The sequence below is a fragment of the Pelagibius sp. genome, from assembly GCF_965249265.1.
Classification (GTDB): domain Bacteria; phylum Pseudomonadota; class Alphaproteobacteria; order Kiloniellales; family Kiloniellaceae; genus Pelagibius.
Genome location: NZ_OZ252224.1, coordinates 3,564,384 through 3,590,821, shown reverse-complemented (window position 1 = coordinate 3,590,821; position 26,438 = coordinate 3,564,384). Strand labels below are relative to the sequence as shown.

Below are 26,438 nucleotides of genomic sequence, written 5' to 3'. Positions count from 1 at the left end.
CTGTGGAACACCAACGCCAACTTGGGGCAAGAACAACGGCGGCAGCGCGCTGGGTCGCGCTGCCGCTGGTCCTTGTGCTTTTGGCGGCCTGCGCTTCCACAAGCCCGATCCCGCCGCAGGTTCGGATTACCGATCTGCGCCTGTTGGACAGCGGCGTCTTCGAACAGCGCTTCCAGATCGACCTGCGGATCGGCAATCCCAACGACTTCGCCCTGCCGCTGGACGGACTGACGTTCGACCTGGACGTCAATGGCGCCGATTTCGCCAGCGGTTTTTCCAACGAGACCGTAACCGTGCCCCGCCTGGGCGAGGCGGTGCTCTCGGTGACCGCTTCCACGACTGTCATCGACCTTGTCCAGCAGATGGTGTTGCTGGCCGAGCGCGGCGATTTGAGCTACCGCGTCCACGGTGTCGCCTATCTCGACAGTCTGGCCCGGCGCCGCGCCCCTTACGAGACCGTCGGCACCTTCCGGCTGTCGCGCGAACAGCAGATCCGCGCCGACCATCCGCTGCAGCCGCGCTTCTGATCTTAAAAGCGTACCGCGGGGCTTCCGGCCAGGGAGACGGCAGGCTATCATTGCGCCAGGAAATTCGGGGCAGTGCTGGGGCGTCCTCGAGTCCCAAATGATTTGCGCTGCCGGGAGAAGGCGTCATGACGGTTACTCATAGCGATACCCAGGCCGGATTTCCGCCGGTCCGCCGACTGGAACTTGAACGGCCCTGGTCCTGGCTGTCGGCCGGCTGGCAGGACCTCTGGCAGGCCCCGGGCGTCAGCCTGACCTACGGGGCGCTTTTCTGCCTGGTGTCCTTTGCCATTACGGCCGGTGTCTTCTTGGCCGACCTGACCTATCTGCTGTTGCCGCTCACCGCCGGCTTCATGCTGATCGGGCCGATGCTGGCCGTCGGCCTCTACGAGACGAGCCGCCGCCTGGAAACCGGCCAGCCGGTCAACCTTGGGGCGGCGCTCTTCGTGGCGACGCGCTCACCCATGCGGCTCGCCTTCCTCGGCGTCACCCTGATGATCGTCCTTCTGGTCTGGATGCGGCTGGCGACCCTGCTCTTCGCGCTTTTTCTCGGCACCACTCAATTCCCGCCGCTTTCCGAAATCGTGCCGACCCTGCTGTTCACCGCCAACGGGCTGCTGCTGCTGATTGTCGGTTCTGCCGCCGGGGCCCTGCTGGCGGCGCTGGTTTTTGCGATCAGCGTCGTCTCGGTGCCCTTGCTGATGGAACGCGATGTCGACTTCATGACCGCGGTGATCACCTCCATCAAGGCGGTCACCCGCAACCCCAAGCCGATGCTGCTCTGGGCCTGGCTGGTGGCGCTGCTCACCGCCTGTGGCCTGGTGACCCTCTACATCGGCCTGATTGTCACCTTCCCGCTGGTCGGCCATGCCACGTGGCACGCCTATCGCGACACCATCGGGCGTTAGGATGAGCCTTGTCCGGGGCGCGTGGCTGCGGAGCCTTGCAGTCCCAGTGACGCTGGTTTGCGTCCTGACGGCCTGTGAGGACGAAAGTGCGACCGCACCCCGTTTCGACGGCGTCATCGCCCATGAGAGCGGTCTGATGGCGCCGGCTCCGATCGGGTTCGATCATCGCGTGACGCCCGATGGACTGGTGTTCCAGGAGTCGGGCGGCCTCCGCTCGCCCCGCTACGTGAGGATCGGTTATGTCAAGAAGCGGCCGGCGTTTTTGGAGAGTGCCAGCCGTAGTATCGCTGGCGGCACGGCGGATTTTGAAGTGACGACCCTGAATGGTGGCTCCGGCGGCGTCGAGCATCAGCTTATGGCTGCCAAGTCTGTCGCTGGCGGTTGGATCACGGTGACAGCCGTCACCCAGACCGAGTTTGGGCAGCCGTCCTTCGATCTGGCCTGGGCGGTTCTCGAAGAAGCATACCTTGCTGAATAGGGGCTGAATAGGGTTGCAGCCGCATTGACCTGCCTTTCCGGATATCTTCTGCGATGACTCTGCCAAAGCTCGACAACGACCGCTTTACGACCGAGGCCGGCTACCTTGTCACCACCCAGACGCCGGAGGTTTGCGTCGAGGTGATCATGAAAGCGGTGGTCGCCTGCCATGATCTGAAATACGGCGACTACGATCAGGTGGCCTTCAGGACATCACCGGGCGTCCAGCAGTTTCGCTCGCTGCCCGGTGGGCGGAACGCGCCGACGGAAGAAGCCGTAACAATTCCTTGTGTGGAGCTCTCGTTCTTTCTGCCCGCCAACGAAACCGTACTGACGTCGGTGCTGAAGGCGATCTACGACGCCCATCCCTATGAGGAACCGGTGATCTTCGTGAAGGAGAGCCTGCGTACGCTGCACATCTCCGGCCTGGATGAAGACAACCCCAACCGCTACTGGAATTGGGAGGAAGACCCCTGGAGCCCGGAGCAGAACCGCGGATAGCGACGGCTGGCTCGCCTATTCCTTGTTCTGCTGTCCTTTACGAGGCTCCTCTTCCTCCTCATCCAGCAGGATGCGGTGGGCGGCGCCGTCGAGATCCTCGAACTGACCGCTTCTGAGCGCCCAGAGAAAGGCGACGAGGCCGACGAGCCCGAGGAAAAGGGCGGCCGGAATGAGGTAGACCAGGGCGCTCATGCGCCTTCGTTCCGGCTTTTCAGGTTCAGCCGCATGGCGTTTGCGGTGACGATGATCGACGAGCCCGACATGGCCGCCGCGGCAATCAACGGCGTTACGAAACCGGCCACGGCAATGGGCACGGCGATCAGGTTATAGAGCATGGCGAGGCCGAAGTTCTGGAACACCAGCCCGCGGGCGCGGCGGGCGGTGCCGATGGCCTCTACCACCGGCGACAGGCGCTCGCCCTGAAAAACGATATCGGCGGCGATCTGGCTGACATCGGCCGCCTCCGCCGGGGAGAGGGAGGCAAAGGCGGTGGCGAGCGCCGGGGCGTCGTTCAGGCCGTCGCCGATCATCGCCGTGCGCCGGCCCTCCGCCTTCAGGTCTTCGAGCCGCGCGATCTTGTCGGCGGGCCGGCAATCCCCGCGCCAGATTTCTATCCCCAGATCTTCGGCAAGCTGACCCACCACGCCGCTGCGGTCGCCGGAGAGCAGTTCGACGGCGATGCCGCGGGCGCGCAGGGCGGTGATCACCTCGGCGGCGTCGGCCCGGGGCGCGTCATTGAAGGTGAAACGCTGAGGGGCGAAGTCGCCGCCGCTTAACCAGAGCTCCATCGCAGCGTCGGCGGAACCGTCATCAACGCCGCACCAGCCGCGGCGGCCAAGGCGGATCGTCCTGCCGTCGATTTCGGTCGAAAGCCCATCCCCGGCATGCTCCTGAACGGAAAGGTGGCGATTGGTGCCCGCCGCCGCGCGGCTCAGGGCGCGGGCCAGCGGATGGCGGCTGTGACGGGCGATATCGGCGGCCAGGGCCAGCAGCGCGGGATCGACGGAGCCGGCGTTCTGCAGGGAGGGACAACCCCGGGTCAGGGTGCCCGTCTTGTCGAAGACAACAGTATCCACCTGGGCCAGACGCTCCAGCGCGTCGGCGGATTTCACCAGAATCCCCTGTTTCATCAAGCGCCCGACGGCGGCGACCTGCACCGCCGGCACCGCCAGCCCCAAGGCACAGGGACAGGTGATGATGAGGACCGCAATGGCGATCATGAGGCTGTCCTGCCAGGGCTGGCTGGAAAGGGCGAGCCAGCCGCCGAAGGTTGCCGCGGCCAACAGATGGACGACGGGGGCGTAGAGACGGGCGACCCGGTCGGCGAGGCGCACATAGCGGTCGCGGCTCTGCTCGGCGGACTCCATCAGCCGCACGATTTCCGCCAGCAGGCTTTCGTCGGGCAGGGCGGTAACCGCAATGCGCAGCGCCCCGCCGCCGTTCACGGTACCGGCGTAAACCGCGGCGCCTTCGTGCACCGGCTGCGGCAGGCTTTCGCCGGTGAGGAGGGAGGCATCGACCTCCGAGCGGCCGGAGAGGACCTCGCCGTCCATGGGAATGCGCTCACCGGCGGCGACGGCGACGGTCATGCCGGGTTTCAGTCGGTTGATGGGCAGGCTCCGCAGGCTGCCGTCCGCGGCAACCACCGTCGCCGCCGTGGCCTTCAGCGCCGTCAGGTTCTCGGCCGCCGAGCGCGCCCGGCCGCGCAGGCGCAGGTCGAGGAAGCGGCCGATCAACAGGAAGAACAGCAGCATGACCGAGGCATCGAAGAAAACATGTTCGCTGCCGCGCAGGGTCTCCGACAGGCTCATGCCCGCAGCCAGGATGACGGCGAGGGAGATCGGCACGTCCATGTTGGTGTGGCCGCTGCGCAGTACCGTCAGGGCGGAGCGGAAGAACGGCCGCCCGGCATAGGCCACCGCCGGCAGGGCGATCATCGCCGAAACCCAGTGCATCAAGGTCCGGGTGGCCGGACCCATATCGGCGGCAAGGCCGGACCAAACCGCGACCGACAGAAGCATGACGTTGCTGGCGGCAAAGCCCGCCACCGCCATGGCGCGCAACAGTTCGCGGCCCTCTGCCGCTTCCGCGCTTTCAAGCTGATCCGGGTCCAGCGGCACCAGACGATAGCCCCGTGCCTCGACGGCGGCCAGCAATGGCTCGGCTGTCGTCTGTTTTGGGTCCCAGCGCAGGGCGAGCCGTCGGGTGCTAAGGTTCACACGCGCCTTCAGGAGGCCGGCTTTCTTCTCGACCGCCGACTCGATGCTGCGGATGCAGCTCGGGCAATGCAGGTTCTGCACTACCAGGGTCAGCGATTCGCTGCCGTCTTCATGCTGGCGGAGCTGCTCGGCGAAGTCAGAGGCACGCAGGCCGCTGTCGTCGATCTGGGCCAACTCTACTGCCATACCCGCGGGGCAGCACAGGGGCGGCGTCGCACGGTCCTCGGCGGCGGGTTTCGCCGCCGAGGTAAGGTCGGCGCTTATTTCAGCCATAGCCGCGTCTTCATTTCAAAGGGCGTCGCTTCCGGCGCCGCGCCGGCGCGGCTGGCGGAGAGGGTAAGATCCCAGTTGCCGCGCAGCGGCAAGGAAAGGGTGGTGCTGTATTCGCCGGCTGTTCCTTCCTCCAGTGTCAGAGATTCGTCGTAGTTCTCATTGGTCGGCCGGCGCAACTGGGCGCTGACGGTCAGATCGGGCAGGGGCCGGCCATCGTGGTCGCGCAGCACAACGGTCAGCAACTCCGAGCCGTCAGCCGCCGCTTCCACGGTAACGGCGCCCTGCCAGCCCAGCGCCCTCTGGGCATCGCGGGCGGCAATGGTCTCGTTGTAATTCAGGCCCTTTTGATAGGCGTTCTCCGTGGAAAGCCCGGTCCAGGTGCCGAGGGCGAAATAGACGAAGACCAGGTTCACGGAGATGATCACCCCAAAGAAGGCCAGCATTCCCATCAGCACGTGCTTGCCGCGGATGATCATGGGTTCCCTCTCCAGGCTGACATTGCTCATTGCTCCGGTCCTCGGAAGACAGAATCGTTGGTCGCCTCGTTTCCGTTCTCATCTATGACCCGGAAACGGATGTCGGCTGCGCTATCCTGCAGGGCCGCGCGGGGCACCGTCGCGAAAACACGATAACTTGCCAGACTGTCGGGGCCAACCGTCAAGGCCTCCGGATCGGCACCTGACCCGACGACCGAAAGCCGGCTTTCGGGCAGGCCCTCCAGGACCAGGCGGAAGCTGCGCTCGTTGTGCTGCTTGTTGGTGATCTTGACGGTATAGCCGTTGCGGATCCCGCCGTCCGAAAGTGTGACGAAGAGCGGATTGCGGTCGCGCAGAATGCTGAGATCGAGATCGGAACGGGTGATCAGCGAGAACAGCATGATCAGGCCGACCACCACAATAAGGCCGCTGTAGATGATGGTGCGCGGACGGATCAGCCTCAGACGCGGTTTCTCCCCGGCGCGCACCCGCTCGACATTGGCCAGTGTGGAGTACTCGATCAGGTTCCGCGGCAGGCCGACCTTGTCCATCACCGTGTTGCAGGCGTCGATGCAAAGGCCGCAGGTGATGCATTCGAGTTGCTGGCCGTCGCGGATGTCGATGCCCATGGGGCAGACCGCCACACACTGATTGCAGGCAACGCAGTCCCCCAGGTTGTCGGGGTGGGTGTCCTTCTTGCGCGCGCCGCGCAGCTCGCCACGGTCTTCGTTGTAGGCGATGACCAGAGACTCTTCGTCCAGCAAGCCGCCCTGGATGCGTGGCCAGGGGCACATATAGGTGCAAACCTGTTCCCGCGCGAAACCACCCAGCAGATAAGTGGTGAAGGTGAGGACGCCGATGGTGATGTAAGCCACCGGCGGCGCCTGGAAGGCGAGCAGGTCTCCCATCAGCGTCGGCGCGTCGGCGAAGTAGAACACCCAGGCGCCGCCGGTGCCGATCGCGATGATCACCCAGACAATCTGAGTTGCCGCTTTGCGGAAGATCTTCTCGGGCCCCCAGGGGGCCTTGTCCAGGCGAATGCGTGCGGCACGGTCGCCCTGAATTTTGTGCTCTACGGCGATAAAGAGATCGGTCCAGACCGTCTGCGGACAGGTGTAGCCGCACCATACCCGCCCGGCGAGACTGGTAATCAGGAACAGCCCGATGGCGGCGAGGATCAGGAGGCCGGTGAGGTAGTAGACCTCCTGCGGCCAGATCTCGATGAAGAAGAAGTAGAAGCGCCGCCCGGGAAAGTCGATCAAGACCGCCTGGTCCGGGGTGTTGGGACCACGGTCCCAGCGAATCCAGGGTGTCAGATAGTAGATACCCAGGGTCACCGCCATGATGACCCACTTCCATCGCCGGAAGGCACCCTTTGCCAGCTTCGGATAGATCTTGATCCGCTTCTGATAAAGGGAACGGTGTTCCTTTTTGTTGACCGCATCAGCGTCGGAGCGTTCTACGCTCCCATGTTGGTCAGGCTTCACTCCTGCGCCGGGGGTCTCCGCGACCGCCTGTTCGACCATTGTCTCTCCTCAAGATCACTCGCCGCCCCCCAGCGAGTGAACATAGATTGCCAGTTTCTTGATGGTCGCCTCGTCCAGACGCCCCGTCCAGGCCGGCATCATGCCGGCACGGCTGTTGGTGATTGATTCCACCACAGCACTCTTGTCGCCGCCGTAGAGCCAGATGGCATCTCTCAGGTTCGGCGCCCCCAATTCATAGTTACCCCCGCCGTCTTCCATGTGACAGGCACTGCACTGCTCGGCAAAGGTCACCTCGCCCCGCGCAGCGGCGGCAGCGTCGCTGCCGCTGTTCGAGAGCGAGAGCACGTACTCCGCGACGTCGTCGATTTCTTCGCGGGTCAGCAATTCGTCGCGCCCGTAGGCCGGCATCTCGTTGAAACGCGTTTCGTCGTGATCGGAGCGAATGCCGAAATGGATCGTGTGGCTGATGGCGTCGAGATCGCCGCCCCAGATCCAGTCGTCGTCGTTCAGGTTCGGGTAGCCGACGAAGCCGGCGGCGCCGCTCCCATGACACTGGGAGCAGTTCACCGCGAAAGCCGATCTGCCGCCGGCCAGGGCAAAGTCCAGCAACTCCTGGTCCGCCGTGATCTGTTCCAGCGAGGCTGCGTCGATGCGGTCGAGGTAGACCGACTGCGCGTCACGGGCCCGCTCGACCGACTTGGCCAACTGAGCGCGGGAGGAGTATCCGAGGAAGCCCTCGGTATGGCTGCTGATCAGCGGCCAGGCCGGCATCACGATCCAATAGGCGAGGGCCCAGATGCAGCAGGCATAGAAGGTCCAGAGCCACCAGCGCGGCAGCGGGTTGTTCAATTCGCGGATGCCGTCCCACTCGTGTCCGGTGGTCTCGACCCCCGAGACCTGATCGATTTCCTTATGGTCGGCCATGATCAGTCATCCTCCAGCGGGCGCCGTGCCGCTTCATCGAATTTCTTCTTGTTCTTCGGCCAGAAGGCGTACAGCAGCACGCCGGCGAAGAGAATCATCAGGTAGAGCAGTCCGTAGGTGGCGGCGAACTCTCTTGCGCTTTCGTAAGTCATTCGCTGCGCCTCCTAGCGGTAGTTGGCTTCGGGCTCGTAGGCCTCGAAGTCGACCAGCGTGCCCATCATCTGAAGGTAGGCGATGATGGCGTCGAGCTCGGTGAGTTCGGGGTTGCCATCGAAGTTGGCGATGATGGCCCCGGGATAGCGTTCGAGAACCGCATCGGCGCCGTCGGAATCGGGATCCGCCTGGGAAATCAGGTCCTGCTCCGCCATCTCGATCATTTCATCGCTGTAGGGCACCCCGACGCCGCGGTTGGCGCGCAAGTGGGCGGCAACGTCGACAACTTTCAAGGGGGTTTCCGCCAGGAAGGGATAGCCCGGCATGATCGACTCCGGCACCACGGAGCGCGGGTTGATCATGTGGGCGACGTGCCAGTCGTTCGAGTAGCGGCCGCCGACGCGGGCAAGATCCGGGCCGGTGCGCTTGGAGCCCCACTGGAAGGGATGATCGTACATGCTTTCCGCCGCCAGGGAGTAATGGCCGTAGCGTTCCTCCTCATCGCGCAGCGGGCGGATCATCTGGCTGTGGCAGTTGTAGCAGCCCTCGCGGATGTAGATGTTGCGTCCGGCCAGCTCCAGCGGGCTGTAGGGCCGCATGCCCTTCACCTTTTCGATGGTGCTTTCCAGATAGAACAGCGGGGCGATCTCCACCAGCCCGCCGATGGAAACCACCAGCAGGGTCAGGACAGTCAGGAGGATCGAGTTCTTTTCGATAACGTCGTGTTTGAAAGACATGGTCGCCTCCTTACTGTGCGGCTGCGGCCGAAGCCGGCTGAGGTGAAACGGGAAGGCCCGCAACCTTCTCGTCCTTCAGGTCGCCGCGGATGGTCCGCCAGCAGTTGTAGACCATGATCAGGGCCCCCAGCAGGTAGAGGGCGCCGCCCAGGGCACGGATGACGTAGAAGGGATGCATCGCCTCGACGGTCTCGACGAAGGAGAACTCCAGGAAGCCGAGGCTGTCGTAGGCCCGCCACATCAGGCCCTGGAGGATACCCGAGACCCACATCGCGGTGATGTAGAGCACGATGCCGATGGTCGCGACCCAGAAGTGCAGGCTGACCAGGTTCAGCGAGTAGAGGCGGCTGCGCTGCCAGAGCTTGGGCACGAGGTAGTAGATCGCGCCGAAGCTGACGAAGCCGACCCAGCCGAGGGCGCCGGAGTGCACATGACCCACGGTCCAGTCGGTGTAGTGGCTGAGGGAGTTCACCGCCTTGATCGACATTACCGGGCCCTCGAAGGTGCTCATGCCGTAGAAGGCGACGGAGACCGCCAGCATGCGCAGGACCGGGTCGGTGCGCAGCTTGTCCCAGGCGCCGGACAGCGTCATCAGGCCGTTGATCATGCCGCCCCAGGAGGGCATCCAGAGCATGATCGAGAAGGTCATGCCCAGGGTCTGGGCCCAGTCGGGCAGGGCGGTGTAGTGCAGGTGATGCGGTCCCGCCCAGATGTAGAGGAAGATCAGCGACCAGAAGTGGACGATCGACAGCCGGTAGGAATAGACCGGCCGGTTCGCCTGCTTCGGCACGAAGTAGTACATGATGCCGAGGAAGCCGGCGGTAAGGAAGAAGCCGACGGCGTTGTGGCCATACCACCATTGGGTCAGAGCGTCCTGCACGCCGGAGAACAGCGAGTAGCTCTTCGCCCCGGTGAGCGATACCGGCAGAGCCAGGTTGTTCACGATGTGCAGCATCGCGATGGTCACGATGAAGGCGAGGTAGAACCAGTTGGCGACGTAGATGTGCGGTTCGCGCCGCTTTGCCAGGGTCCCCAGGAAAACCAGCAGGTAGACGACCCAGATGATGGTCAGCCAGAGATCCACGTACCACTCCGGCTCGGCATATTCCTTTGACTGGGTGACGCCGAAGACGTAGCCGCTGGCCGCCATCACGATGAACAGCTGATAGCCCCAGAAGACGATCCAGGGCGCCCAGTCGCCGGCCAGCTTCGCCCGGCAGGTGCGCTGGACGACGTGGAACGATGTAGCGATCAGAACGTTACCGCCAAAGGCGAAGATCACCGCGGAGGTATGTACCGGCCGCAGGCGCCCGAAGGTGGTCCAGGGCAGATCCAGGTTGAGGGCGGGGAAGGCCAACTGCAATGCGATGACCAGGCCCGCCAGGAAGCCGACCACGCCCCAGAACAGGGCGGCGATACAACCGGCCCGGACCACAGCGTCGTTGTAGACGACGCCGTTTTCGGCGATCACCGGGGCGCCTGCCTCGTCGTAGTGACGCTTGATCATCCAGAAGACGCCGAGGGTGCAAAAGGCGACGAAGAGATAGCCGTGTCCGGCAATGACCGCGTCCTGGGCATTGGTAATCAGGAAAAGACCCAGGAGGCCGCCAAGCGCCAGGATAAAGCCCAGGCCATAGGTGAGAGGTGAGGTTGTTCTAACCTCGCTCGCGCTGTTCATTGATCGCCCCAGTCGTATTCTGTTCTGCCGGTCTCTTTTTGTGTGGATGGCATCGGCGCTGCCGCAGGAAAACCCCTGAATGCCTCTCGGCACAGGTTGAATATCTGCTGCGCTTTCTTGCTACCCACCACTACTCTGTCATGGCAGCCTAACCCAGGCTTGCCATTGATCCAGGTCAAAGCCACATAAGGCGTTGACGGATCTTTTGGCGCGGCCCTTGATATGTAACGAAGATACCGCCCCGCGCCGGGCCCTTACCATGCGTCAGAAGGCCGCGCGACAGTTTGGTGTGACGCCGTCGTTTCCGCCGGCGAATCGACCTTCGATCCAATATTAAGATCTGCTAATAACCGGATAACTGAGAGACTGCCTTCGTGCCAGACGATATCTCCGACAGCCAGACCCCCGAGAACCTGCAGGGTTCCGGGCCGATCGCGGCGATCCGCCCCAAGACCTACAGCCATCATGGCATCACCCGCGAAGACCCCTATGCCTGGCTGCGGGCCGACAACTGGCGGGAGGTCATGACCGATCCGGGGGTTCTGGGGGACGATATCCGGGATTATCTTGAAGCCGAAAACGCCCATACCAAGGCCGGCATGGCGCCGACGGAGGCGCGGCAGCAGGCCCTTTTTGCGGAAATGAAGGCGCGCCTGAAGGAGGACGACAGTTCCGTTCCCAGCCCCGACGGCGCCTATGCCTATTATCACCGCTACGAAATCGGCGGTCAGCATCCAGTCTTTTGCCGCAAGCGCCTGGATAATGACAGCGAAGAGGTGGTGCTTGACGGCAATCGGGAGGCCGAGGGCGAATCGTTTTTCCGGGTGATCGCCTGCGAGCACAGCCCGGACCATCGCTATCTGGCCTATGCAGCCGACCGCAACGGCTCCGAGCAGTACGTTGTGAACTTCAAGGATTTGGACAGCGGAGAGAAGCTGGCCGGCAGCCTCGGCGGCGCCCAGGGCTCCCTCGCCTGGGCCAACGACGACAGTACCCTGTTTTACGTGACGCTGGACGCGGAGCATCGGCCGTCAAAAGTCTTCCGGCATCGCCTGGGCAGTGACCCCAAGGAAGATGTCCTGGTCTATGCGGAGTCGGACCCCGGATTCTTTATCGGCCTGGATGTCAGCGAGAGCCGGCGTTTCATCGTCATCTCCGCCCACGATCACACCACCTCTGAAGTGCGGGTCATCCCGGCGGACCGTCCCGAGGAAGAGCCGCGCCTGATCGCACCGCGCGACCGGGGGGTCGAGTACGAGGTCAGCGATCAGGGTGAACGTTTTCTGATTCTGACCAATGCCGACGGCGCCATCGACTTCAAGATCGTCGAGGCCCCGCTGGACGATCCCGGACGTGCCGCTTGGCGTGACCTCGTGCCCCATCGTCCCGGGCGCCTGATTCTGAGTCTGCTGACCTTCAAGAACTTCGTCGTGCGTCTGGAGCGCGAGGACGGCCTTCCGCGGGCGGTCATCACGGCGTTGGACGACAACAGCGATCATGCTGTTGCCTTCGACGAAGCGGCCTATTCCCTGGGCCTCCTGCCGGGCTACCTCTATGACACCGCAAGTCTGCGCTTCGTCTACAGCTCGCTGACCACGCCGTCGCGCACCTACGACTACGATATGGCGACGCGTGAGCGGACGCTCTTGAAAGAGCAGGAAGTGCCCAGCGGCCACGATCCGGCGGACTACGTGAGCGAGCGTTTCATGGCGCGCGGTCATGACGGCGCCGAGATTCCGGTTTCCCTCGTGCGCCGTACTTCCACGCCGACCGATGGTTCGGCGCCGGTCCTGCTCTATGGCTACGGCGCCTACGGTCATGCGATCCCCGCCGGCTTCTCGACAAACCGCTTCAGCCTGATCGACCGCGGCTTCATCTATGTGATCGCCCATGTGCGCGGCGGCACCGACAAGGGCTACGGCTGGTATCTCGACGGCAAGCTGGAGGACAAGGCCAACAGCTTTCGCGATTTCATATCCGCCGGCGAGGCGCTGGTCGGCCGGGGCCTGACGCAGAAAGGAAGGATCGTTGCGCATGGCGGCTCGGCGGGCGGGTTGCTTGTCGGCGCTTCCGTCAACATGGCACCGGATCTCTTCGGCGGGGTGATCGCCGAGGTGCCTTTCGTCGATGTTCTGACGACGATGTGCGATACGGAACTGCCTCTCACGCCGCCGGAGTGGCCGGAATGGGGCAACCCCATCGAGGACCCGGAAGCCTATCGGACCATCGCCGCCTACTCGCCCTACGACAATGTTGCAGCCAAGGCCTATCCGCCGATTCTCGCGACGGCCGGCCTGACCGATCCGCGGGTGACTTATTGGGAGCCGGCGAAGTGGGTGGCCAAGCTGAGGGCGACGAAAATCGACGATAACCCGCTGTATTTGAAGACGAATATGTCTGCCGGCCACGGCGGCGCCGCCGGGCGCTTCGACAAGCTGAACGAGGTCGCCCTGGCCTACAGCTTTGCGCTGATGGTCGCAGAAGAAACGCAGCTCGCTTCAGAATGACAGTTGCCTTGGGGGGCAGGTAATGAGCCTTAGAATGTATGACCTGGCGGGGGCTGACCCTTCCGTCCGCTTCAGCCCGTACTGTTGGCGCAGTAAAATGGCGCTGGCTCACAAGGGTCTGGCGGTGGAGACCATTCCCTGGCGCTTCACCGAGAAGGACAGCATCGCCTTTTCCGGGCAGGAGCGGGTGCCGGTCTTGTTGGACGGCGAGGAGGTGGTGACCGATTCCTGGAACATCGCTCTCTATCTGGATCGGACCTACGGCGACCGGCCGGCGCTCTTTGCAAACGACGAGGCCCGCGCCGCCGGATTCTTCATCAAGCGCTGGGCCGAACTGCAACTCCATCCGGCCCTGGTGCGCTTGATCGTTGCCGATATCGTTCAGATTCTCGACGCTGAGGACGGCGCTTACTTCAGGCAGACCCGGGAGGCCGCCTTCGGCATGAGTCTTGAAGATTATTGCCGGTCCCGGGAAGAGAGTGCGGCGGCACTGGACAGCTGTCTGGCGCCCCTGCGATCCAGCGTGAAGGTGACCGGGTTCCTGGGCGGTGAGACGCCGAACTATGCCGACTACATCGTCTTCGGCGCCTTTCAGTGGGCGCGCTGTTCCGCGCGCGGCGCGCTCCTGCAACCCGGCGATCCGCTGGCGCTGTGGTTCGAGAAACTCTCGGCCCTGTTTGACGGCCTCGGCGCAAAGGCCCCGCGCGCTTTTGCTTAGCACCGGGGCCTGAGGCCGGCCACGCCAAGCGGTTTCAGCGTGCCATGTAGTCCGGGTCCAGTTCCTGGTAGACCTCGTCGACCATCCAGTCGCGGATCACTTCGGGGATGTCTGTCTCGCTGAACTCACTCTGCGCTTCCTTGTCCGCGGCGAAGGCGGCGAGATGGGCCAGCTCTTCGCCGGTCAGTTCGATCTGGTAGCCGAGCTCCATTTCCTGCAGCACGATCATCGTGGGCGCGCCCCGCCACATGCGGGCGACGAAGTCGAGAATGTCGAGGTTGAATTCATCGCCCGTGGCGTCCAGCGCGGGCGCGGCCTTGCCGCCGACGCCGTTCACCGAATGACAGACAACGCAGCCTTTGCCCACGAAGAGGCTACGCCCCTGCTCGGCATCGGCCAGCGGCACCACGATTTTACGGGCCTCTGAACTTGCTGCGAATACTGTTTCAGGGACCGCGCCTACGGTGACAAGCGCTACAAGGCAGACAGGAAAGACAAGGCGAACGAGGCTGGGCAGCATCTAGGCATCCTTTCAGGACTTTAGATCAGTATGCCTACCCAGACATTGCAGGGAACCTACAACAATCCGCGCTTTTGGTGAACCGGACTTTGCGATGCCGGCCGATGCTGCCGCCTCCCGTTTGCGGAAAGGCAGGGCGCTCAGGTCTCTTCCGGGCTGTTTACCGTGTCTTCGAGGGGGGCGGGCAGAGGCCGCAGCGGCAACAGCTTTGGATTCGTGGCTTCCGAATCGGCCGGTGGAACGCCTGCCTCGGGAGAAAGGATCTCATTTGATTTATCATCGCCCAGGGCATCGGGCAGGGTTGTCGGGGTCGGCGGATCGCGTTGGACAGCCGGGGAGGCCTCCGTACCGACCGCTGCGGTGGTGCCGCCCTGGAAACCCGCATTGATCGCTTCAGCGATTTCCAGCAAGCGCCCCTGCGCCATCATCCCGATCAGGCTGAAAGCAAATCTGCCGTCCTGCCAGAAGAACTGCGATACCTCTCCCTCCCGCCGAAAGGCGAAAGTGGACTTCGCGGCATTCTGACCGCCGCGCAGGTAGAGGGTGATGCGCTGGCCGTTGTCGTCTTCATAAATCAGTTGGGCGGCTGCGTCGCTGTCCGAGAAGGGCAGAACACGGTCGGCGACCAGTTCAAAGCCGATGTCCTTGAGGTCCGGCAGTTGCAGGCCTGCGCCATTGGGGGAGTCGGCCAGCCAGGTTATGACGCGGCCCCCGTCTGCGCCCGCTTCGCTCAATCCCGCTGCCTGGTGGTTCGCCACCTGGGCATGGGCGGCGGCGGCCTGTCGGTTGAAGGCGGCCAGCGGATCGTTGTGGCGGCTGAGTTGATCGTGGGTGAGCCAACCGCCGAGGCCGGCGGCAAACAACAAGGCAAAGCCCGCCGCGAGGCGTGGCAGACGGCCGCCGGCGAACCTGCGGCGGCTGAACTTGTGGTCAAGTTGTCCGGCCAGTCTGGCCATTTCCGGCGGCAGGTCGGCAAGGTCATCCTCGCCGTCTCTCGCATCGAAAAGCGAATGCAGGCCGATGTTCTGCTTGCGATAGCTGTCGAGGCGGTCGGCCTGTGCGGGATGGGCGGCGAGATAGCTCTCGATCCGGACCCGGCCGCCGGCGGCCAGTTGCCCGTCGACATAGGCTTGAAGCTCCGCTTCGGAAACCTGGTTGTCGTTGCCGGCTTGCCGGGCGCCCTTACCGGGGGGCTCTTGCCCGCCCAGTGTCATTTCACTTTCCGAAGATTGGCCATGGGGACACCGCTGGTCAGTCGCCTCAGCGCTTCGCGGCCGCGTGACAGCCGCGACATAACGGTGCCGATGGGAACATCCAGCGCCGCCGCCGCATCTTTGTAGCTCAGACCTTCGTAGCCGACCAGCAGCACGGCCTGACGCTGTTCCTCAGGCAGCTTCTGCAGCGCTTCGGCAAGCTCGCGCAGGGCCAGACGGTCGGGTTGCGCCGCCGGGCGCGAAAGACGCTGCTCCAGGAACTCGTCCGAAATGTTGTAGTTCCAACGCTGCCTGTCGTTCAGCCGGTCGATATGGGCATTGTGCAGGATGGTGAACAGATAGGCTCTCAGGTTGCGGATGTCCGCGCACTTCTGGCGTCGCGCCAAAGCACGACTGAGACATTCCTGAACCAGATCGTCGGCCTCTGCGGGGTCTCCTGCCAGGGCTCTGGCATAACGCCTGAGACCTGGAATGTATTCCAGGACTGAAGTTTCTGCATCTGCCACGCCGTTTACCTCCGTGGGTATCGCATTCGCAGCGAGTCGAAAAATCCCGCGGCGATTGAGTCGAAGGTAGGCAGCGGCTGTTGCTGTGTCCTGGAACTTTAACGGGACGTCTTTAGGGCGAAATGTGGCATCAAAGGGAACGAACCCGGCGGCTGCCTGCCGCCGGGCGTCGCCGGCCCAAAGGGCCGGCGGGGTCTGGCTGTCACGTGGTGCCGCCAGACCCATGACTTTCAGACCCATGACTTACTGCGTCGTCTCGGCAGGTGTCGGCAGATCGCTCTGCGTGTCGCTGCCGGTTGCATCGGGTTGCATGGCCTCCGGTTGGGTGCTGTCCGGCTCGGCCGTGCCGGGAATGACCGCGGAAGGCTCGCTGCTCGTGGCTGCGGGGCTTTCAGGCACCGCGCCCTGCTGCTGCATGGGCTCAGAAGAAACGTCACCGCTGTCGGCCTGCTGTTGGTCACAGGCCGCCAAAGCAAAGGCAAGAGCGCTCGCCGCAATTGTGGTGGTCAGAGTTGCTTTTCTCATCGATCAAATCCTCCGGATGATAAGTCGTGAATGACACTGCTCGCTTTGGGCCTCGATCTGGGCTCCGGCCCGCGCCGGCCCCCTTTGGCGGCGGCCGGCGCCTTGGGGAGAGAGCTGCGCCGGCCGCCTTACGGGCTGTGAGGGAAGGGCACCGCCCGTAATTGTCGTCACCTTTCACAAAACGCCTTGACCCCGGCTTCGCCCGCGCCTCTCGGATTCAGCCGATATTTGACACTGAAATCCGGGATCCTGGGGGATTCCGGGTGTCTTCTGCCTTCACCCGCCTGGGCTACCTCTGCTTTAATGTCTCCACGGTGCGAGTCGCTCGAGGCCAGGGCCGTCTGCGTTGGGTGCTGTGTGTCGCGTTTTCCTCCATTGGGTTTCCATTAGAGAGACCTGCCAGCCAGGTGGTTTATTCCCCAATCCTTGCGTCGATTGCAGCGCGGCGACATCCGGTTATCCGCGGCGGTTTGTGGTTGGTGCGCTTTGCCCTTAACGACCCGGTAAGGCTGCGTGAGGCATTTAGAACCAAGAGAGCGTCGGCGCTGCGGAGCGATTCTGCGCCGCCGACCGGAAATCCGGGCCGAGGGGCGTTCCGAAAAGGGAGTCCGAAGAGGCTATGCGTTGGCTTGACGGTCTTGCGGTGCTGATCGTTGCCGGGGTGGCAACCCTGGCGGTGGCGCAGCCGGCTATTGTTGCGTTGGAGGCATCGGCTTTCGACGCGCTGCTTGCACTGCGCCACCAGGTTTATGGCCAGCCCTTCAGGCGGCAGCGCTCTCACGCCGTTGTCATCGCCCTGGATCAGGAAACCGCTTTGCGCCCGCCCTTTGACCGCTTGCCGGTGAGCCTCTGGACACCGCAGTTGGCCAAGGTCATGGCGGCGGTGTTGGATTCCGGGGCCGATGTGATCGGCCAACAGGCCTTCACCACTTCGGCCGCAGCGGCCCTGCCGGACTACGATGCCGACTATCGTGCCGTGCTCGCGAGGGCCGCCGCCGAGGATCGGATCGTTCTCGGACGCAATGCGCCGGGACCCGACCGGCTTTCGCCCTTTCCGGGGCATGTCGAAGCGGTCGGCGGCTATCGCAATGTCCGTCGTGACGAACTGACTGCAGATGCCGACGGAGTTATCAGGCAGATGGCGTTGTTCCACGAGACCCTGGCAACAAACGGTTCGGCCGGCATTCAGCCGTCTCTGGCGCTCGAACTTGCGGCGCGCGTGTTGAACGAGCGGCCCCAGATCGTCGCCGGCCGCAATGTCGTCCTCGGCCAGTACCAGGTTCCGAAATCATCGGAAGCGGCAATGCTGATGAACCCCCAGGGCGGCGACGGCGGTGTGCCGGTTTTCTCCCTGGCCGATCTGTATGCCTGCGCCGAAGCCGGTGACGAGGCTTTTTTCCGCAAATACTTTGAAGGCAAGGTCGTTATCGTCGGCAGGCTCGGCCCTGCAGAGACGCGCCATCGAACGGCGGCACGGCTTCTTGGCGTTAAGGACGAAGACCGCGAAGCACGTCGCTGCCGCCTGTCGCCGATGCGCAGTCTGAAGGCTCTCTCCGCCAAGTCCGACACGCCGGATCCTGTGATCATCGCGACCGCTGTCAACAATCTGTTGCGGGAGAATGCAATCAACCGGTCGGCGGCGCCCTTTGGCATTGTGATTGCCGGCTTGCTTGCCCTTGCCGCCGCCATTCTGGGGCTCCGCGTGCGCTTCCTGCTCGCCTTACCCATCAGCGCAGCTTTCCTGGGCGGTTGGCTCTACCTTGCAACCCTGACACTGGCAAAGCAGGCTTGGCTGATGCCGTTGGTGCAGCCGTTGTCGGCATTTCTGCTGAGTCTGATAATCGCCTGGGGTTTTGGCCTGCTGCGCCCGCGTTTGAGGCGCGGCCGCGCAACCGCATGAGCGTGTTCTTCGGACATCATCGACAGCGCGGCCGGCTTTCAGTTGAGCTAGGTCAAAGCCTTTCGCGGGTAGGCTGGCGATAGTTCCTGCATCCCTGGACCGACCTTCTGGTCGGCTGATCGTTGGAGATGCTGAATGCTTGCTTCAAAAGCCCGACGGCCGTCTTTTCTGGCAGCCCTTTTTGCCGCTTCACTCTATGGCGCCCCGGTGCTTGCTCAAGACCCGGAGTGGGGGCCGCTGCTGACAGATCAGATGATGGTCGAGTACGACTGCGAAGTCGCCTTCTTCAGCCAGGTGGCGGAACGGGAGGTAAATGGCGAGGTTATTGTCATTGCCAAGGTTCACTGTACCGACCAGCGTAGTTTTGACGCCTATCGACCCGGTTCCTTTTCGCTGTTCGAAATACACCCCTGCGAGAACCCGGAGAACCGCGTCTGCTGAGTGCAGATCAGGGTCTCGTCAGTCGAGCGCCTTTGCCGCGCCGTTTCCGTCAAGGCGCGGCGGCAGGGCCGGCATCAACAGGCGGAAAGGCAGCAGCATCACCGTCGTCATGGCGATCTTCACGGCGAAGTCGCCCAGCGCCCAGGTCACCCAGGGCAGGCCGGTGCCCAGGAAGGCGATGTTCCAGAACAGCACCGTGTCGACGACCGATCCGAAGGTCGAGGAGACCAGCGGCGCAGACCACCAGCGGCCGGCACGCAGACGGTCGAAGATGGCGACGTCGAGCAGTTGTGCGACCAGAAAGGCTGACCCCGACGCAACGGCGATACGCGGGCCGGCAAGCCACAGCGACAACACCACGGCAAGCGCGAAGCCGGCGCCGATGACCATGCGCGCTGCGCGTGGCCCCATCGACCGGTTGGTCAGGTCCGTCACCAGAAAGGCGATGGGGTAGGAAAAGGCGGCCCAGGTCAGCCAGTCGTTGATGGCAAACTGAACGAGATAGTTCGACAGCGCCACGATCGCCGCCATGGCGGTCACGCCGGCAAAGATGCCGGTGGTTGAAAGCCTGAAGCGTGGTTCGTTCATCTCAAAAGGGCCTGTGGTTTCGGGCTGGGTCGCGGAACAAGGGGGTTCCTGTGACCGGCCGGTTTCCTAGCAGACCCGGCTGCCTGAGGCCAGCGACATCTCAGGTGAACAGATCCAGTGGGGGTTGAGGGCCGAAGGCCGTCAGCCCCCGGGGCAGGCCCAGCCAATCCGCGGCGACGCTGGCGTAGAGCCGGCGGAAATCGAGACTGTGACGAAGGTCGCCATCCTCGAGGTCGGTGAGCGAGGGCTGCCGGCCCAGCAGGCCGCCGCGCAGGCGCGCGCCCATGAAGAGGTGCGGCGCGGCGGTGCCGTGATCCGTGCCGCCGCTGGCGTTCTCCCCGACCCTGCGGCCGAACTCGGCGTAGGTCATGACCAGGCAGCGTTGCCAGCTCCCGGTTTCGATCAGCGCCTCGCGAAAAGCGGCCAGTGCCGCAGCAAGCTCGCCCAGCAGTCGGGGATGGCGGCCCGCCTGTCCGGCATGGGTGTCGTAGCCGCCCTGCTGGACTTTGATCACCGATGCAGGCACCGCGCCGGCGATCATTGCCGCGGCCTGCGCCAACTGCCGGCCCAGGGAAGTTTTGGGAAACACGGTTTTCAAGGGAGAGGATTTGGCCAGCCTGGCGGCAATCCGGTTGGCTGCATCGTGGGTCTGACGGCGTACGCTGAGGATGTGGTCGAGTGCCGGGTTGCCCGAAGCAGCGGACTGGTTTTCCGGCAGCCCTGCCGCTCTTGCCAGTTGCTGGCGGTTTTTCATCACCACGGTGGTCAGCGCATCGCCCGCCAGCGGCCCGGTTGCGCCGCCAAGGACAATCCCCAGCCTGCCTGCCCCGGATGCCTGCTCACCGGCTTCCTGCAGCGCCTGATGCAGCCAGCCCTGGTGCAGGACTTCTGCACTGTCCGATGCGGTATTCCAGATTTCGATGGAACGGAAGTGGGAGCGGTTGGGGCTCGGGTAGCCCACGCCCAAGGCGATCGCCAGGTCCTTGTCCCGCCAGGCCGGCATCAGCGGTTCCAGTGCCGGGTGCAGGCCGAGGGCCTGGTCAAGTTGAAGAACCCGGTCGGCCGGAACGGCAAGCGTTGGCCTGGCGCGATAGTAGGCCGCCTCGCGGTAGGGTACGACGGTATTGAGGCCGTCGTTGCCGCCGTTCAATTCGACCAGTATCAGGGTTCTCGGCACGCTCGCCGCCCGCAGCGCGCCGGGTCCCAATGGCAAAGCCAAGGGTATCGCAAGAGGCAGGGCTGCGGCGGTTGTCAGCAGACGGCGGCGGCTGATGAAGTCCAAGAGGCTCCCTCCTACTTCAACTGATAAGCCGGATCGAGGACAAGCTGGCGCAGCAATGCGCCGCTGGCGTTCCGGTCGAGGATTTCCACATCCACCGGAGAAACGGGAAGCAGCAGAAGGGCGATCGCCTCGGCCCCCTGCCATGCGGCGCCCTGAGACGCCAGCCAGTCGTCAAAGCGCCGGGCGCGCTCTGCCTGTCGTTTTTTGGGGCCGCCCATGGCGACCGTTTGCGCGCCCTGGGCTCGGCGTCCTCCGGTGACGCGTTCCGCCATCGCCTGGCGGTCCAGCAGGCTGGCGGCGACGATCCAGTCGGTGCCGCCCGGCCAGCCCTTCACGTTCGGCGGGTTGAACAGATCCTGGCCAAGGCGCCGGCTGAGGCGCGCCAGGTCGCGATAGTCGCTGACCGGCAGGTTGAACAGCCGTACCGTCCCGACGATGTAGTCGACCGGGGACTTGATCAGCCTGCCGCGGTTTTCCGGCGCCCAGAAAGCATCACTGGCAAAGAGCGCTGCGAGCAGCGGTTTGATCTCATAACCCGATTCGCGGAAGAGTCGGGCGAGGCGGCGCACTTCTACGCGGTCCGGTTTTTCGGAAATGAAGTGCCGCCAGAGCTTCTCGACAATGAAGACGGCGGTCTGCGGCTGCTCCAGCAGTGTTTCGATGACATCGTCACCATCCAGCGGGCCGTTGCTGCTGAGGACCGTCTTGTCACCGCCGTCATGCCACTGCCTGCGAAAGCTGAAGGCGGCCGTACGGCGATCGATGCCCCAGCCGGTGAAGGCGCGTGCGGCCTCTTTTACGTCCGTCTCCCGGTAGTGGCCTTCACCGAGGGTGAAGAGTTCGAAGAGCTCGCGCGCGAAGTTCTCGTTGGGCGCACCCTTGCGGTTCTTCGCACCGTCGAGATAGATCAGCATGGCGGGATCGCGTGCCACCGCTTTCAGCAGACGCGCAAAGTTTCCCAAGGCCTCGCGCCGCAGCAGACGGTTCTGGCGATAAAGAAGGACAGGAGCCTTTACCTTCCGCAGGCTGGAGGTGAAGTGGTTGTGCCAGAACAGCGTCATCACTTCGGTGATAGGTGTCGGGGTGGTGACCATCTCCTGCATCCACCAGGCACGCAGCTCGAGGCCTCTTTCCCGGTTCAGTCTTCGGACGAGCTTGCGTTCTTCAGGGGAGAGTTCCTTCATCCGCGGCGGAACCCAGTTTTCGATCCAGGCCGGGGGCGGCGTGGCCGCTGCATCCGCTGCACTCTCCAGTATGGTTTCGACGGCCGCCTCGCGGGATAGGGGAATCAGTGCGTCAATTTCCGCCGGCGTTGCCGCCGTGCCGCTGCGCACCAATAGGTGACGCGCTTCCGCGGCGCTCAGCGCGGCGGCGGGCGCGGCCAGGCCGACGCCGGCAGACCCCAGGAGAATCCCGGCGCAGGCAAGCAAAACCAAAGACTTCGCTGCCGACTCTCGGCCTCTCTTCACATCGGTCTTCACGAGCCCTGCCTTTTCCCGGCGCTCCTGCGGGATGTCGATCCAAACAGCCGGCGACGGCGCTTGGGAAGAGTTATCCTCATGTTACGCCTTTTGCGAGGCTTTCATCCCCCGCGGCGAATGGGCTAGCTTCCACCTGCCGTGGCCAAAACACCATCCGCAAAGGCCACTGTTGTCGGGGGTACCTTCTTGTCGTTCCGCAGTATCTGCGCGTTTGCGGCCTTTGCGTCGAAAGTCCGTCTGTCGACCTTTGGCCATTCCCTGCGGTCTGTGACGGCCGCAAGCGCTCTCATTCTGTCTTTTGCCCTGTTTTCCCTGTCCGTTCCGGCCTTTGCTCAAGAACTTGCGCTGCCACCGGCGCCCTTCAAGGCTTTGCCGGAGGGAACGCAGATGATCTGGGAAAACATGGATACCGGCGAGCGGGTCGAAGGCGTGGTCGGGCGAACCTCCGGCCGGATCGTCAGCTGGATCTGGAAGGGGCGCAGCTTTTCCAGCTGGGGGCACGTCTGCATCGACTGCGTGGCCGCAGGGGTATCGCCGGATGGTGGCGTGCTGGGCCGCCTCTATCCGCTTGAGGTTGGAAAGGCGGTCACCTTCACAAGAACCTGGGCCGGTCAGAGATGGAAGGACCGCATTTCGGTCGACAGTGTCGAGCGCATAGAGGTTCCGGCGGGCACCTTCGACGCTTTCGTACTGCTGCGCCAGTCCGAGCAGGTGGACGGGGACTGGCGGGCCGAACAGCGCACCTGGTACGCCCCCGAACTCGGCTGGGTCGTCCGATTTGAAGGTTTTAACAATCGCGGCGTGGGGGAACGCTGGCAGGCGGTGGGGTTTGACTAGCCGATGTTTTCAAATTACCGACACGACTTCGCGCTGACTTGAAGGGCTGAATCATACTGGAGTCAGATAGTTAGTATTCATTACCTCTTAGAATCGATTAAGCCGATCTCCAGGGGACAAACCGGGAATTGAATGAGGGCTGTTAACAGTCAACAAACCCACAGAAAACCTCACTTTTCCACAGATCCCGCCCTGGACATCGTCCCCCTTCCACTATATTGTGCTGCTAGTTCAGCAAAGTACGATATATAGTATAGAGCCCAAAATATGGTGAATTACTTAGAGGCAATCCCATGACCTGGACAGAAGAACGCGTTGCCGAACTCATGCGACTCTGGGAAGCCGGACGTAGCGCATCCGAGATCGGCCGCTTGCTAGGGGTGTCGAAAAACTCGGTTGTCGGGAAGGCGCATCGCATGAAGCTTGCGGCACGGCCCTCGCCGATCAAGCGGGGTTCCGGCACGCCGAACCGCCGCCCGGCGGTTGCACCGGTCGCCAGCCGCGTGGTTCACGTCGAAGCGCAGCCGAAGGCCGAGCGGCCCGCACCGGCCGCGCCGGCGCCGCGCCCGGCGGTTCGCCGCCAGGCACCGGCGCTGCGCCGTGCAACCAACGGCAAGGGGCCCAACTGCCTCTGGCCGATCGGTGATCCCGGCGATGATGACTTCCATTTCTGTGGGGCCCCGGCGGTTGCCGGCAAGCCTTACTGCGCCGAACACTGCGCGCGCGCCTATATCGTTCGCAACAACCGCTCGGATTCCGAAGCGGCTTGATCTCCGGTTGCCGCCTGGGTCTGGACGGGGCTTTCGTGCCCGCCCAGACCCAGGCGTTCCCGCCTTCGCGGCGTCAGGTCTTGGCGCGGGGTTCAGACGATCCGCGCGACACCGCCGCGCCGCGGGTCGCCGGCGGCACTGAAGCGCCCATCAGAATGGCGCACCACGCCATGGACACCCCCGAAAAACAGATTGTGTGCCGGCCAGTCGATGGTGCGGTAACCCTGTGCGGCGAGTTCGACACCGACAGTCTCATCCACGCCACCCTCCAGGTTGGCGACACCGGCTTCGAGATGCAGACGTGGCGCTTGCGTGGCTTGGTCGAGGCTCATGCCGTGATCCAACAGGTTGATCAACACCTGAAGGACAGCCGTGCGGATACGGTTCGAGCCGCCGGAGCCGATTGCAATCAGCGTGCCGTCGGTGAGTTGGGCCAGGGTCGGCGCCATCATGGAGGACAGGCGGCTGTCGCGGGGCCAGCAGTGAAACCCGCCCCGGTTCAGGTCTTCCTCGCCCAGCATGTTGTTCAGCATGATGCCGCTGTTGCCCAGATGGGTGCCGCAACCTTCTCCGTTGGACAGGCTCATGGCGGCAAGATTGCCGGCCGCATCGGTCACGGAGATATGGGTGGTGCCGCGGGTGAAACTGCCTTGCTTTGCGACCTCCCCGGCGTAGCGGGCCAGTAGAGAGGGTTCGAAGAGGCGCCCGGCGGCGGCGGCTTCCTCGCGCTCGCCGCTGGCCTCCTCAAGCCGCGCCTCGACCCGCGCCTTGTTGGTCAGTTCCATTACCTGTGCCATCAGCAGGCTGCCTTCGCTGCTCTCCGCACCGTGTTCACTCAAGGTCGTTTTCGCCAGAAGGTCGAGCGCGAAGCCGATCAGGATGCCGCCGCAGGAAGGCGGCGGATTGGTCGTGACCTCGGCGCCGCTGTAGCGGACCACGAAGGGCTTTCGTTTTTCCACCCTGTAGCCGGCGAGATCCGCCGCGCTCAGCAGGCCGCCGCCCTCGCGGCAAAGGGTGACCAACTGCCGGGCCAGTTCGCCTTCGTAGAACAGTGCCTCGCCGTCGCGCGCCAGAGCTTCGAAGGTGTCGGCCAACTTGGGCTGGAAGAATTTCTCTCCTGCCCCCAGAAGAGCGCCCTCAGGGCCGGTGAACAAACCGCGCGCGTCGGCCCCCGCCGTCAGGATCGGGGCGACAACCTGAAACAGGTAGGCGTCGATGGGGCGCACGGTGACGCCTGCACGGGCCAGCCGTGCCGCCGGTTCGATCAGACGGGCGAAGGGCAGGCTGCCCAGCTCGCGATGGATGGCGAAGATGCCGCGCACCGCGCCGGGCGTGGCAACGGCGCCCAGCCCGATATGGAATTCCTGTGTGGCGCTCCCGAAGTCGGCGAGGATCGGATAGAAATCCAATGTCTCCGCCGGCTTGTTCTCTTTTGGCGTCTGCACAAAGAAGTCATAAAGCGCCGCTTCCTGGCCGTCGGCCTGGGCCAGCAGGAAGCCACCGCCGCCCAGCGAGCAGAGAACCGGCTCGGCGACGCAGGAGGCGCAGAAGGCGGCGACCACCGCATCGAAAGCGTTGCCGCCCTCTTTCAGGATTTCTTCGGCTGCTGCTGCGGTTTCCGGATGGCCGCAGGCCACCGCGCCCAGCGGCCGGGCACCCTTTCCCGATCTACCCGAATTCATAAGTCTTCCCGTGCCCCCGCCCCTGCCTGTGGCCTTGCGCGTCAGGCGGCCAGCTTTGTTCCTGGTCCTGAAGAGACAAAGTGATGATTTTTCCGGGCGATGGCAACGCCGCCGATATTAGTCCCCGGCCTGCGTGTCGGCGGCTTTCAGCACCGCCTCGGCGGTATCCTCGTCGGAAATGAAGGCATCGACCGCGCCGCTGCCCAGGGCGGCGGCCAGGATCGGTACCTTATGCGCGCCGCCGGCGGCCAGGATCACCGACCTCATGTCGAAGAGATCCTTCATGCCTACGCCGATGACCCGGTCGTTGATGGGGTGATCGACCACTTGGCCCTGCGCATCCAGGAACTGGCCGAGGATGTCGCCCACGGCGCCGGCTTCGATCAGTTCCTCGACCGCGATGTCGCCGGGCAGGCCGTCGTTCACCAGGATCGATGCCGCGCTCATGTCGCCGGCCGCCATGGTGACTGCGTCGACGCGTCGGATCTTGTCCAGTACCGCGCGAAAGACATCGAGCCCCATCAGGGTGTCGCGGCTTTCCTTGGAGCCGGTATAAAGCGGCGCCGTGAAATAGCTGTGCTGGGCGCCGCAGAGATCGGCGAGGCGGGTCGTCACCTCGAAGGTGTTGATGTCGGAGCCCTTGGTCATGCCGCCCATCATCGAGACGATTTCCAGGTCCGGGCGGTGCACCGGCTCCATGAATCGGGTGGCCAGATTAAGCGTGTTGCCCCAGGACATACCGAACAGCCTGATCTGTGGATCTGCCAGAAGACGGGTAAGGTGGTGGCCGAGGGCGGTGCCGACGATGGTCTGCACGTTGCCGGGGTCGGCGGGGCTGGGAACGATAAAGGCCTCTTCCAGTCCGAAGCGCGATTTCAGCCGCGCCTCTATCTCCGCGCAGGAACCGAAGCTCGAATTGATGGAGATACGCACGATGCCGAGGCGGCGGGCATCGGCCAGGGCCTTGTTCACCCGCAGGCGGGTGACGCCCAGACGCTCGGCCACCGCGCCCTGGGTCAGGCCTTCGACATGATAGAACCAGGCGACCCGGGCGAGGAAGCGCTCTTCCTCGTCTATCTGAAGTGTCTTGGGCGCCCGCACCATAGCCTG

General features: G+C 63.9%; 27 protein-coding genes. 10 read left to right on the top strand and 17 right to left on the bottom strand.

Going from position 1 to position 26,438, the window contains the following annotated elements; translation table 11 throughout:
• Positions 1–2 precede the first annotated feature (2 nt).
• The 4 genes from ACP146_RS17165 (at position 3) to ACP146_RS17150 (ending at position 2,410) form a co-directional block, all read left to right on the top strand.
• Positions 3–527, top strand: a complete 525-nt coding sequence (locus ACP146_RS17165) for an LEA type 2 family protein (RefSeq protein WP_422367973.1) — start codon at positions 3–5, stop codon at positions 525–527.
• A 125-nt stretch (positions 528–652) separates the two neighbouring features.
• Positions 653–1,432, top strand: a complete 780-nt coding sequence (locus tag ACP146_RS17160; protein WP_422367972.1) for a DUF2189 domain-containing protein — start codon at positions 653–655, stop codon at positions 1,430–1,432.
• 46 nt (positions 1,433–1,478) lie between these two features.
• Positions 1,479–1,910: a Tsi3 family protein gene (locus ACP146_RS17155; protein ID WP_422367971.1), complete on the top strand. Its 432-nt coding sequence runs from the start codon at positions 1,479–1,481 to the stop codon at positions 1,908–1,910.
• A gap of 53 nt (positions 1,911–1,963) precedes the next feature.
• Positions 1,964–2,410 carry a hypothetical protein gene (locus ACP146_RS17150; protein WP_422367970.1) on the top strand — a complete coding sequence of 149 codons (447 nt, stop codon included), beginning with the start codon at positions 1,964–1,966 and terminating at the stop codon, positions 2,408–2,410.
• A 15-nt stretch (positions 2,411–2,425) separates the two neighbouring features.
• Here ACP146_RS17150 and ccoS read toward each other — a convergent pair whose 3' ends face one another.
• The 8 genes from ccoS to ccoN are packed head-to-tail and all read right to left on the bottom strand — an operon-like array spanning position 2,426 to position 10,186.
• A complete protein-coding gene (gene ccoS / locus ACP146_RS17145; protein ID WP_422367969.1) occupies positions 2,426–2,602 on the bottom strand; it encodes a cbb3-type cytochrome oxidase assembly protein CcoS in 177 nt (58 codons plus the stop codon).
• Positions 2,599–4,902 (bottom strand): heavy metal translocating P-type ATPase, encoded by a 2,304-nt coding sequence (locus ACP146_RS17140; protein WP_422367968.1) that lies wholly within the window; start codon positions 4,900–4,902, stop codon positions 2,599–2,601. Before ACP146_RS17140 ends, ccoS begins: the two co-directional genes overlap by 4 nt.
• Positions 4,890–5,408: a FixH family protein gene (locus ACP146_RS17135; RefSeq protein WP_422367967.1), complete on the bottom strand. Its 519-nt coding sequence runs from the start codon at positions 5,406–5,408 to the stop codon at positions 4,890–4,892. Before ACP146_RS17135 ends, ACP146_RS17140 begins: the two co-directional genes overlap by 13 nt.
• On the bottom strand, positions 5,405–6,904 hold the full coding sequence (gene ccoG / locus ACP146_RS17130) for a cytochrome c oxidase accessory protein CcoG (protein ID WP_422367966.1): 1,500 nt from the start codon (positions 6,902–6,904) through the stop codon (positions 5,405–5,407). The genes ACP146_RS17135 and ccoG overlap by 4 nt, the downstream gene beginning before the upstream one ends.
• Before the next feature lie 15 nt (positions 6,905–6,919).
• Entirely contained in the window at positions 6,920–7,789 is an 870-nt protein-coding gene (gene ccoP / locus ACP146_RS17125) for a cytochrome-c oxidase, cbb3-type subunit III (protein ID WP_422367965.1), read from the bottom strand.
• A gap of 2 nt (positions 7,790–7,791) precedes the next feature.
• Complete coding sequence (locus tag ACP146_RS17120; protein ID WP_422367964.1) at positions 7,792–7,941, bottom strand: cbb3-type cytochrome c oxidase subunit 3; 150 nt, start codon at positions 7,939–7,941, stop codon at positions 7,792–7,794.
• A 12-nt stretch (positions 7,942–7,953) separates the two neighbouring features.
• Positions 7,954–8,679 carry a cytochrome-c oxidase, cbb3-type subunit II gene (gene ccoO, locus ACP146_RS17115; RefSeq protein ID WP_422367963.1) on the bottom strand — a complete coding sequence of 242 codons (726 nt, stop codon included), beginning with the start codon at positions 8,677–8,679 and terminating at the stop codon, positions 7,954–7,956.
• 10 nt (positions 8,680–8,689) lie between these two features.
• On the bottom strand, positions 8,690–10,186 hold the full coding sequence (gene ccoN / locus ACP146_RS17110; protein WP_422369666.1) for a cytochrome-c oxidase, cbb3-type subunit I: 1,497 nt from the start codon (positions 10,184–10,186) through the stop codon (positions 8,690–8,692).
• 545 nt (positions 10,187–10,731) lie between these two features.
• On the opposite strand from ccoN, the gene ACP146_RS17105 reads away from it, so the two are divergent.
• Together ACP146_RS17105 and ACP146_RS17100 are read left to right on the top strand one after the other, a co-directional pair.
• Positions 10,732–12,864 (top strand): S9 family peptidase, encoded by a 2,133-nt coding sequence (locus tag ACP146_RS17105; protein WP_422367962.1) that lies wholly within the window; start codon positions 10,732–10,734, stop codon positions 12,862–12,864.
• A 22-nt stretch (positions 12,865–12,886) separates the two neighbouring features.
• Entirely contained in the window at positions 12,887–13,582 is a 696-nt protein-coding gene (locus ACP146_RS17100; protein ID WP_422367961.1) for a glutathione S-transferase family protein, read from the top strand.
• A gap of 34 nt (positions 13,583–13,616) precedes the next feature.
• Here ACP146_RS17100 and ACP146_RS17095 read toward each other — a convergent pair whose 3' ends face one another.
• The 4 genes from ACP146_RS17095 to ACP146_RS17080 all read right to left on the bottom strand — a co-directional run bounded on the left by ACP146_RS17095 (position 13,617) and on the right by ACP146_RS17080 (position 16,347).
• The gene (locus ACP146_RS17095) at positions 13,617–14,102 is read right to left on the bottom strand and encodes a c-type cytochrome (RefSeq protein WP_422367960.1); all 486 of its coding nucleotides are present in this window, start codon (positions 14,100–14,102) and stop codon (positions 13,617–13,619) included.
• Positions 14,103–14,242: 140 nt separating this feature from the next.
• Positions 14,243–15,316 carry an anti-sigma factor family protein gene (locus tag ACP146_RS17090; RefSeq protein ID WP_422367959.1) on the bottom strand — a complete coding sequence of 358 codons (1,074 nt, stop codon included), beginning with the start codon at positions 15,314–15,316 and terminating at the stop codon, positions 14,243–14,245.
• On the bottom strand, positions 15,313–15,822 hold the full coding sequence (locus tag ACP146_RS17085) for a sigma-70 family RNA polymerase sigma factor (protein ID WP_422367958.1): 510 nt from the start codon (positions 15,820–15,822) through the stop codon (positions 15,313–15,315). Before ACP146_RS17085 ends, ACP146_RS17090 begins: the two co-directional genes overlap by 4 nt.
• A 243-nt stretch (positions 15,823–16,065) precedes the next feature.
• A complete protein-coding gene (locus ACP146_RS17080) occupies positions 16,066–16,347 on the bottom strand; it encodes a hypothetical protein (RefSeq protein ID WP_422367957.1) in 282 nt (93 codons plus the stop codon).
• A 619-nt stretch (positions 16,348–16,966) separates the two neighbouring features.
• Between ACP146_RS17080 and ACP146_RS17075 the strand changes: the two genes are divergently transcribed.
• Both ACP146_RS17075 and ACP146_RS17070 read left to right on the top strand, forming a co-directional pair.
• On the top strand, positions 16,967–18,247 hold the full coding sequence (locus ACP146_RS17075; protein ID WP_422367956.1) for a CHASE2 domain-containing protein: 1,281 nt from the start codon (positions 16,967–16,969) through the stop codon (positions 18,245–18,247).
• Positions 18,248–18,382: 135 nt separating this feature from the next.
• Positions 18,383–18,688 carry a hypothetical protein gene (locus ACP146_RS17070; protein ID WP_422367955.1) on the top strand — a complete coding sequence of 102 codons (306 nt, stop codon included), beginning with the start codon at positions 18,383–18,385 and terminating at the stop codon, positions 18,686–18,688.
• A gap of 18 nt (positions 18,689–18,706) precedes the next feature.
• Here ACP146_RS17070 and ACP146_RS17065 read toward each other — a convergent pair whose 3' ends face one another.
• The 3 genes from ACP146_RS17065 to ACP146_RS17055 form a co-directional block, all read right to left on the bottom strand.
• A complete protein-coding gene (locus ACP146_RS17065; protein WP_422367954.1) occupies positions 18,707–19,276 on the bottom strand; it encodes a queuosine precursor transporter in 570 nt (189 codons plus the stop codon).
• Positions 19,277–19,376: 100 nt separating this feature from the next.
• Positions 19,377–20,558 carry a DUF1501 domain-containing protein gene (locus tag ACP146_RS17060; RefSeq protein ID WP_422367953.1) on the bottom strand — a complete coding sequence of 394 codons (1,182 nt, stop codon included), beginning with the start codon at positions 20,556–20,558 and terminating at the stop codon, positions 19,377–19,379.
• A gap of 11 nt (positions 20,559–20,569) precedes the next feature.
• Positions 20,570–22,027 (bottom strand): DUF1800 domain-containing protein, encoded by a 1,458-nt coding sequence (locus ACP146_RS17055; protein WP_422367952.1) that lies wholly within the window; start codon positions 22,025–22,027, stop codon positions 20,570–20,572.
• Positions 22,028–22,426: 399 nt separating this feature from the next.
• On the opposite strand from ACP146_RS17055, the gene ACP146_RS17050 reads away from it, so the two are divergent.
• Positions 22,427–22,876 carry a hypothetical protein gene (locus ACP146_RS17050; RefSeq protein WP_422367951.1) on the top strand — a complete coding sequence of 150 codons (450 nt, stop codon included), beginning with the start codon at positions 22,427–22,429 and terminating at the stop codon, positions 22,874–22,876.
• A gap of 293 nt (positions 22,877–23,169) precedes the next feature.
• Positions 23,170–23,646, top strand: coding sequence for a GcrA family cell cycle regulator (locus ACP146_RS17045; RefSeq protein WP_422367950.1), 477 nt, complete (start codon positions 23,170–23,172; stop codon positions 23,644–23,646).
• 92 nt (positions 23,647–23,738) lie between these two features.
• Here ACP146_RS17045 and ggt read toward each other — a convergent pair whose 3' ends face one another.
• On the bottom strand, positions 23,739–25,328 hold the full coding sequence (gene ggt / locus ACP146_RS17040) for a gamma-glutamyltransferase (RefSeq protein ID WP_422367949.1): 1,590 nt from the start codon (positions 25,326–25,328) through the stop codon (positions 23,739–23,741).
• Positions 25,329–25,445: 117 nt separating this feature from the next.
• A complete protein-coding gene (locus ACP146_RS17035; RefSeq protein ID WP_422367948.1) occupies positions 25,446–26,432 on the bottom strand; it encodes a sugar-binding transcriptional regulator in 987 nt (328 codons plus the stop codon).
• Positions 26,433–26,438: the final 6 nt, after the last annotated feature.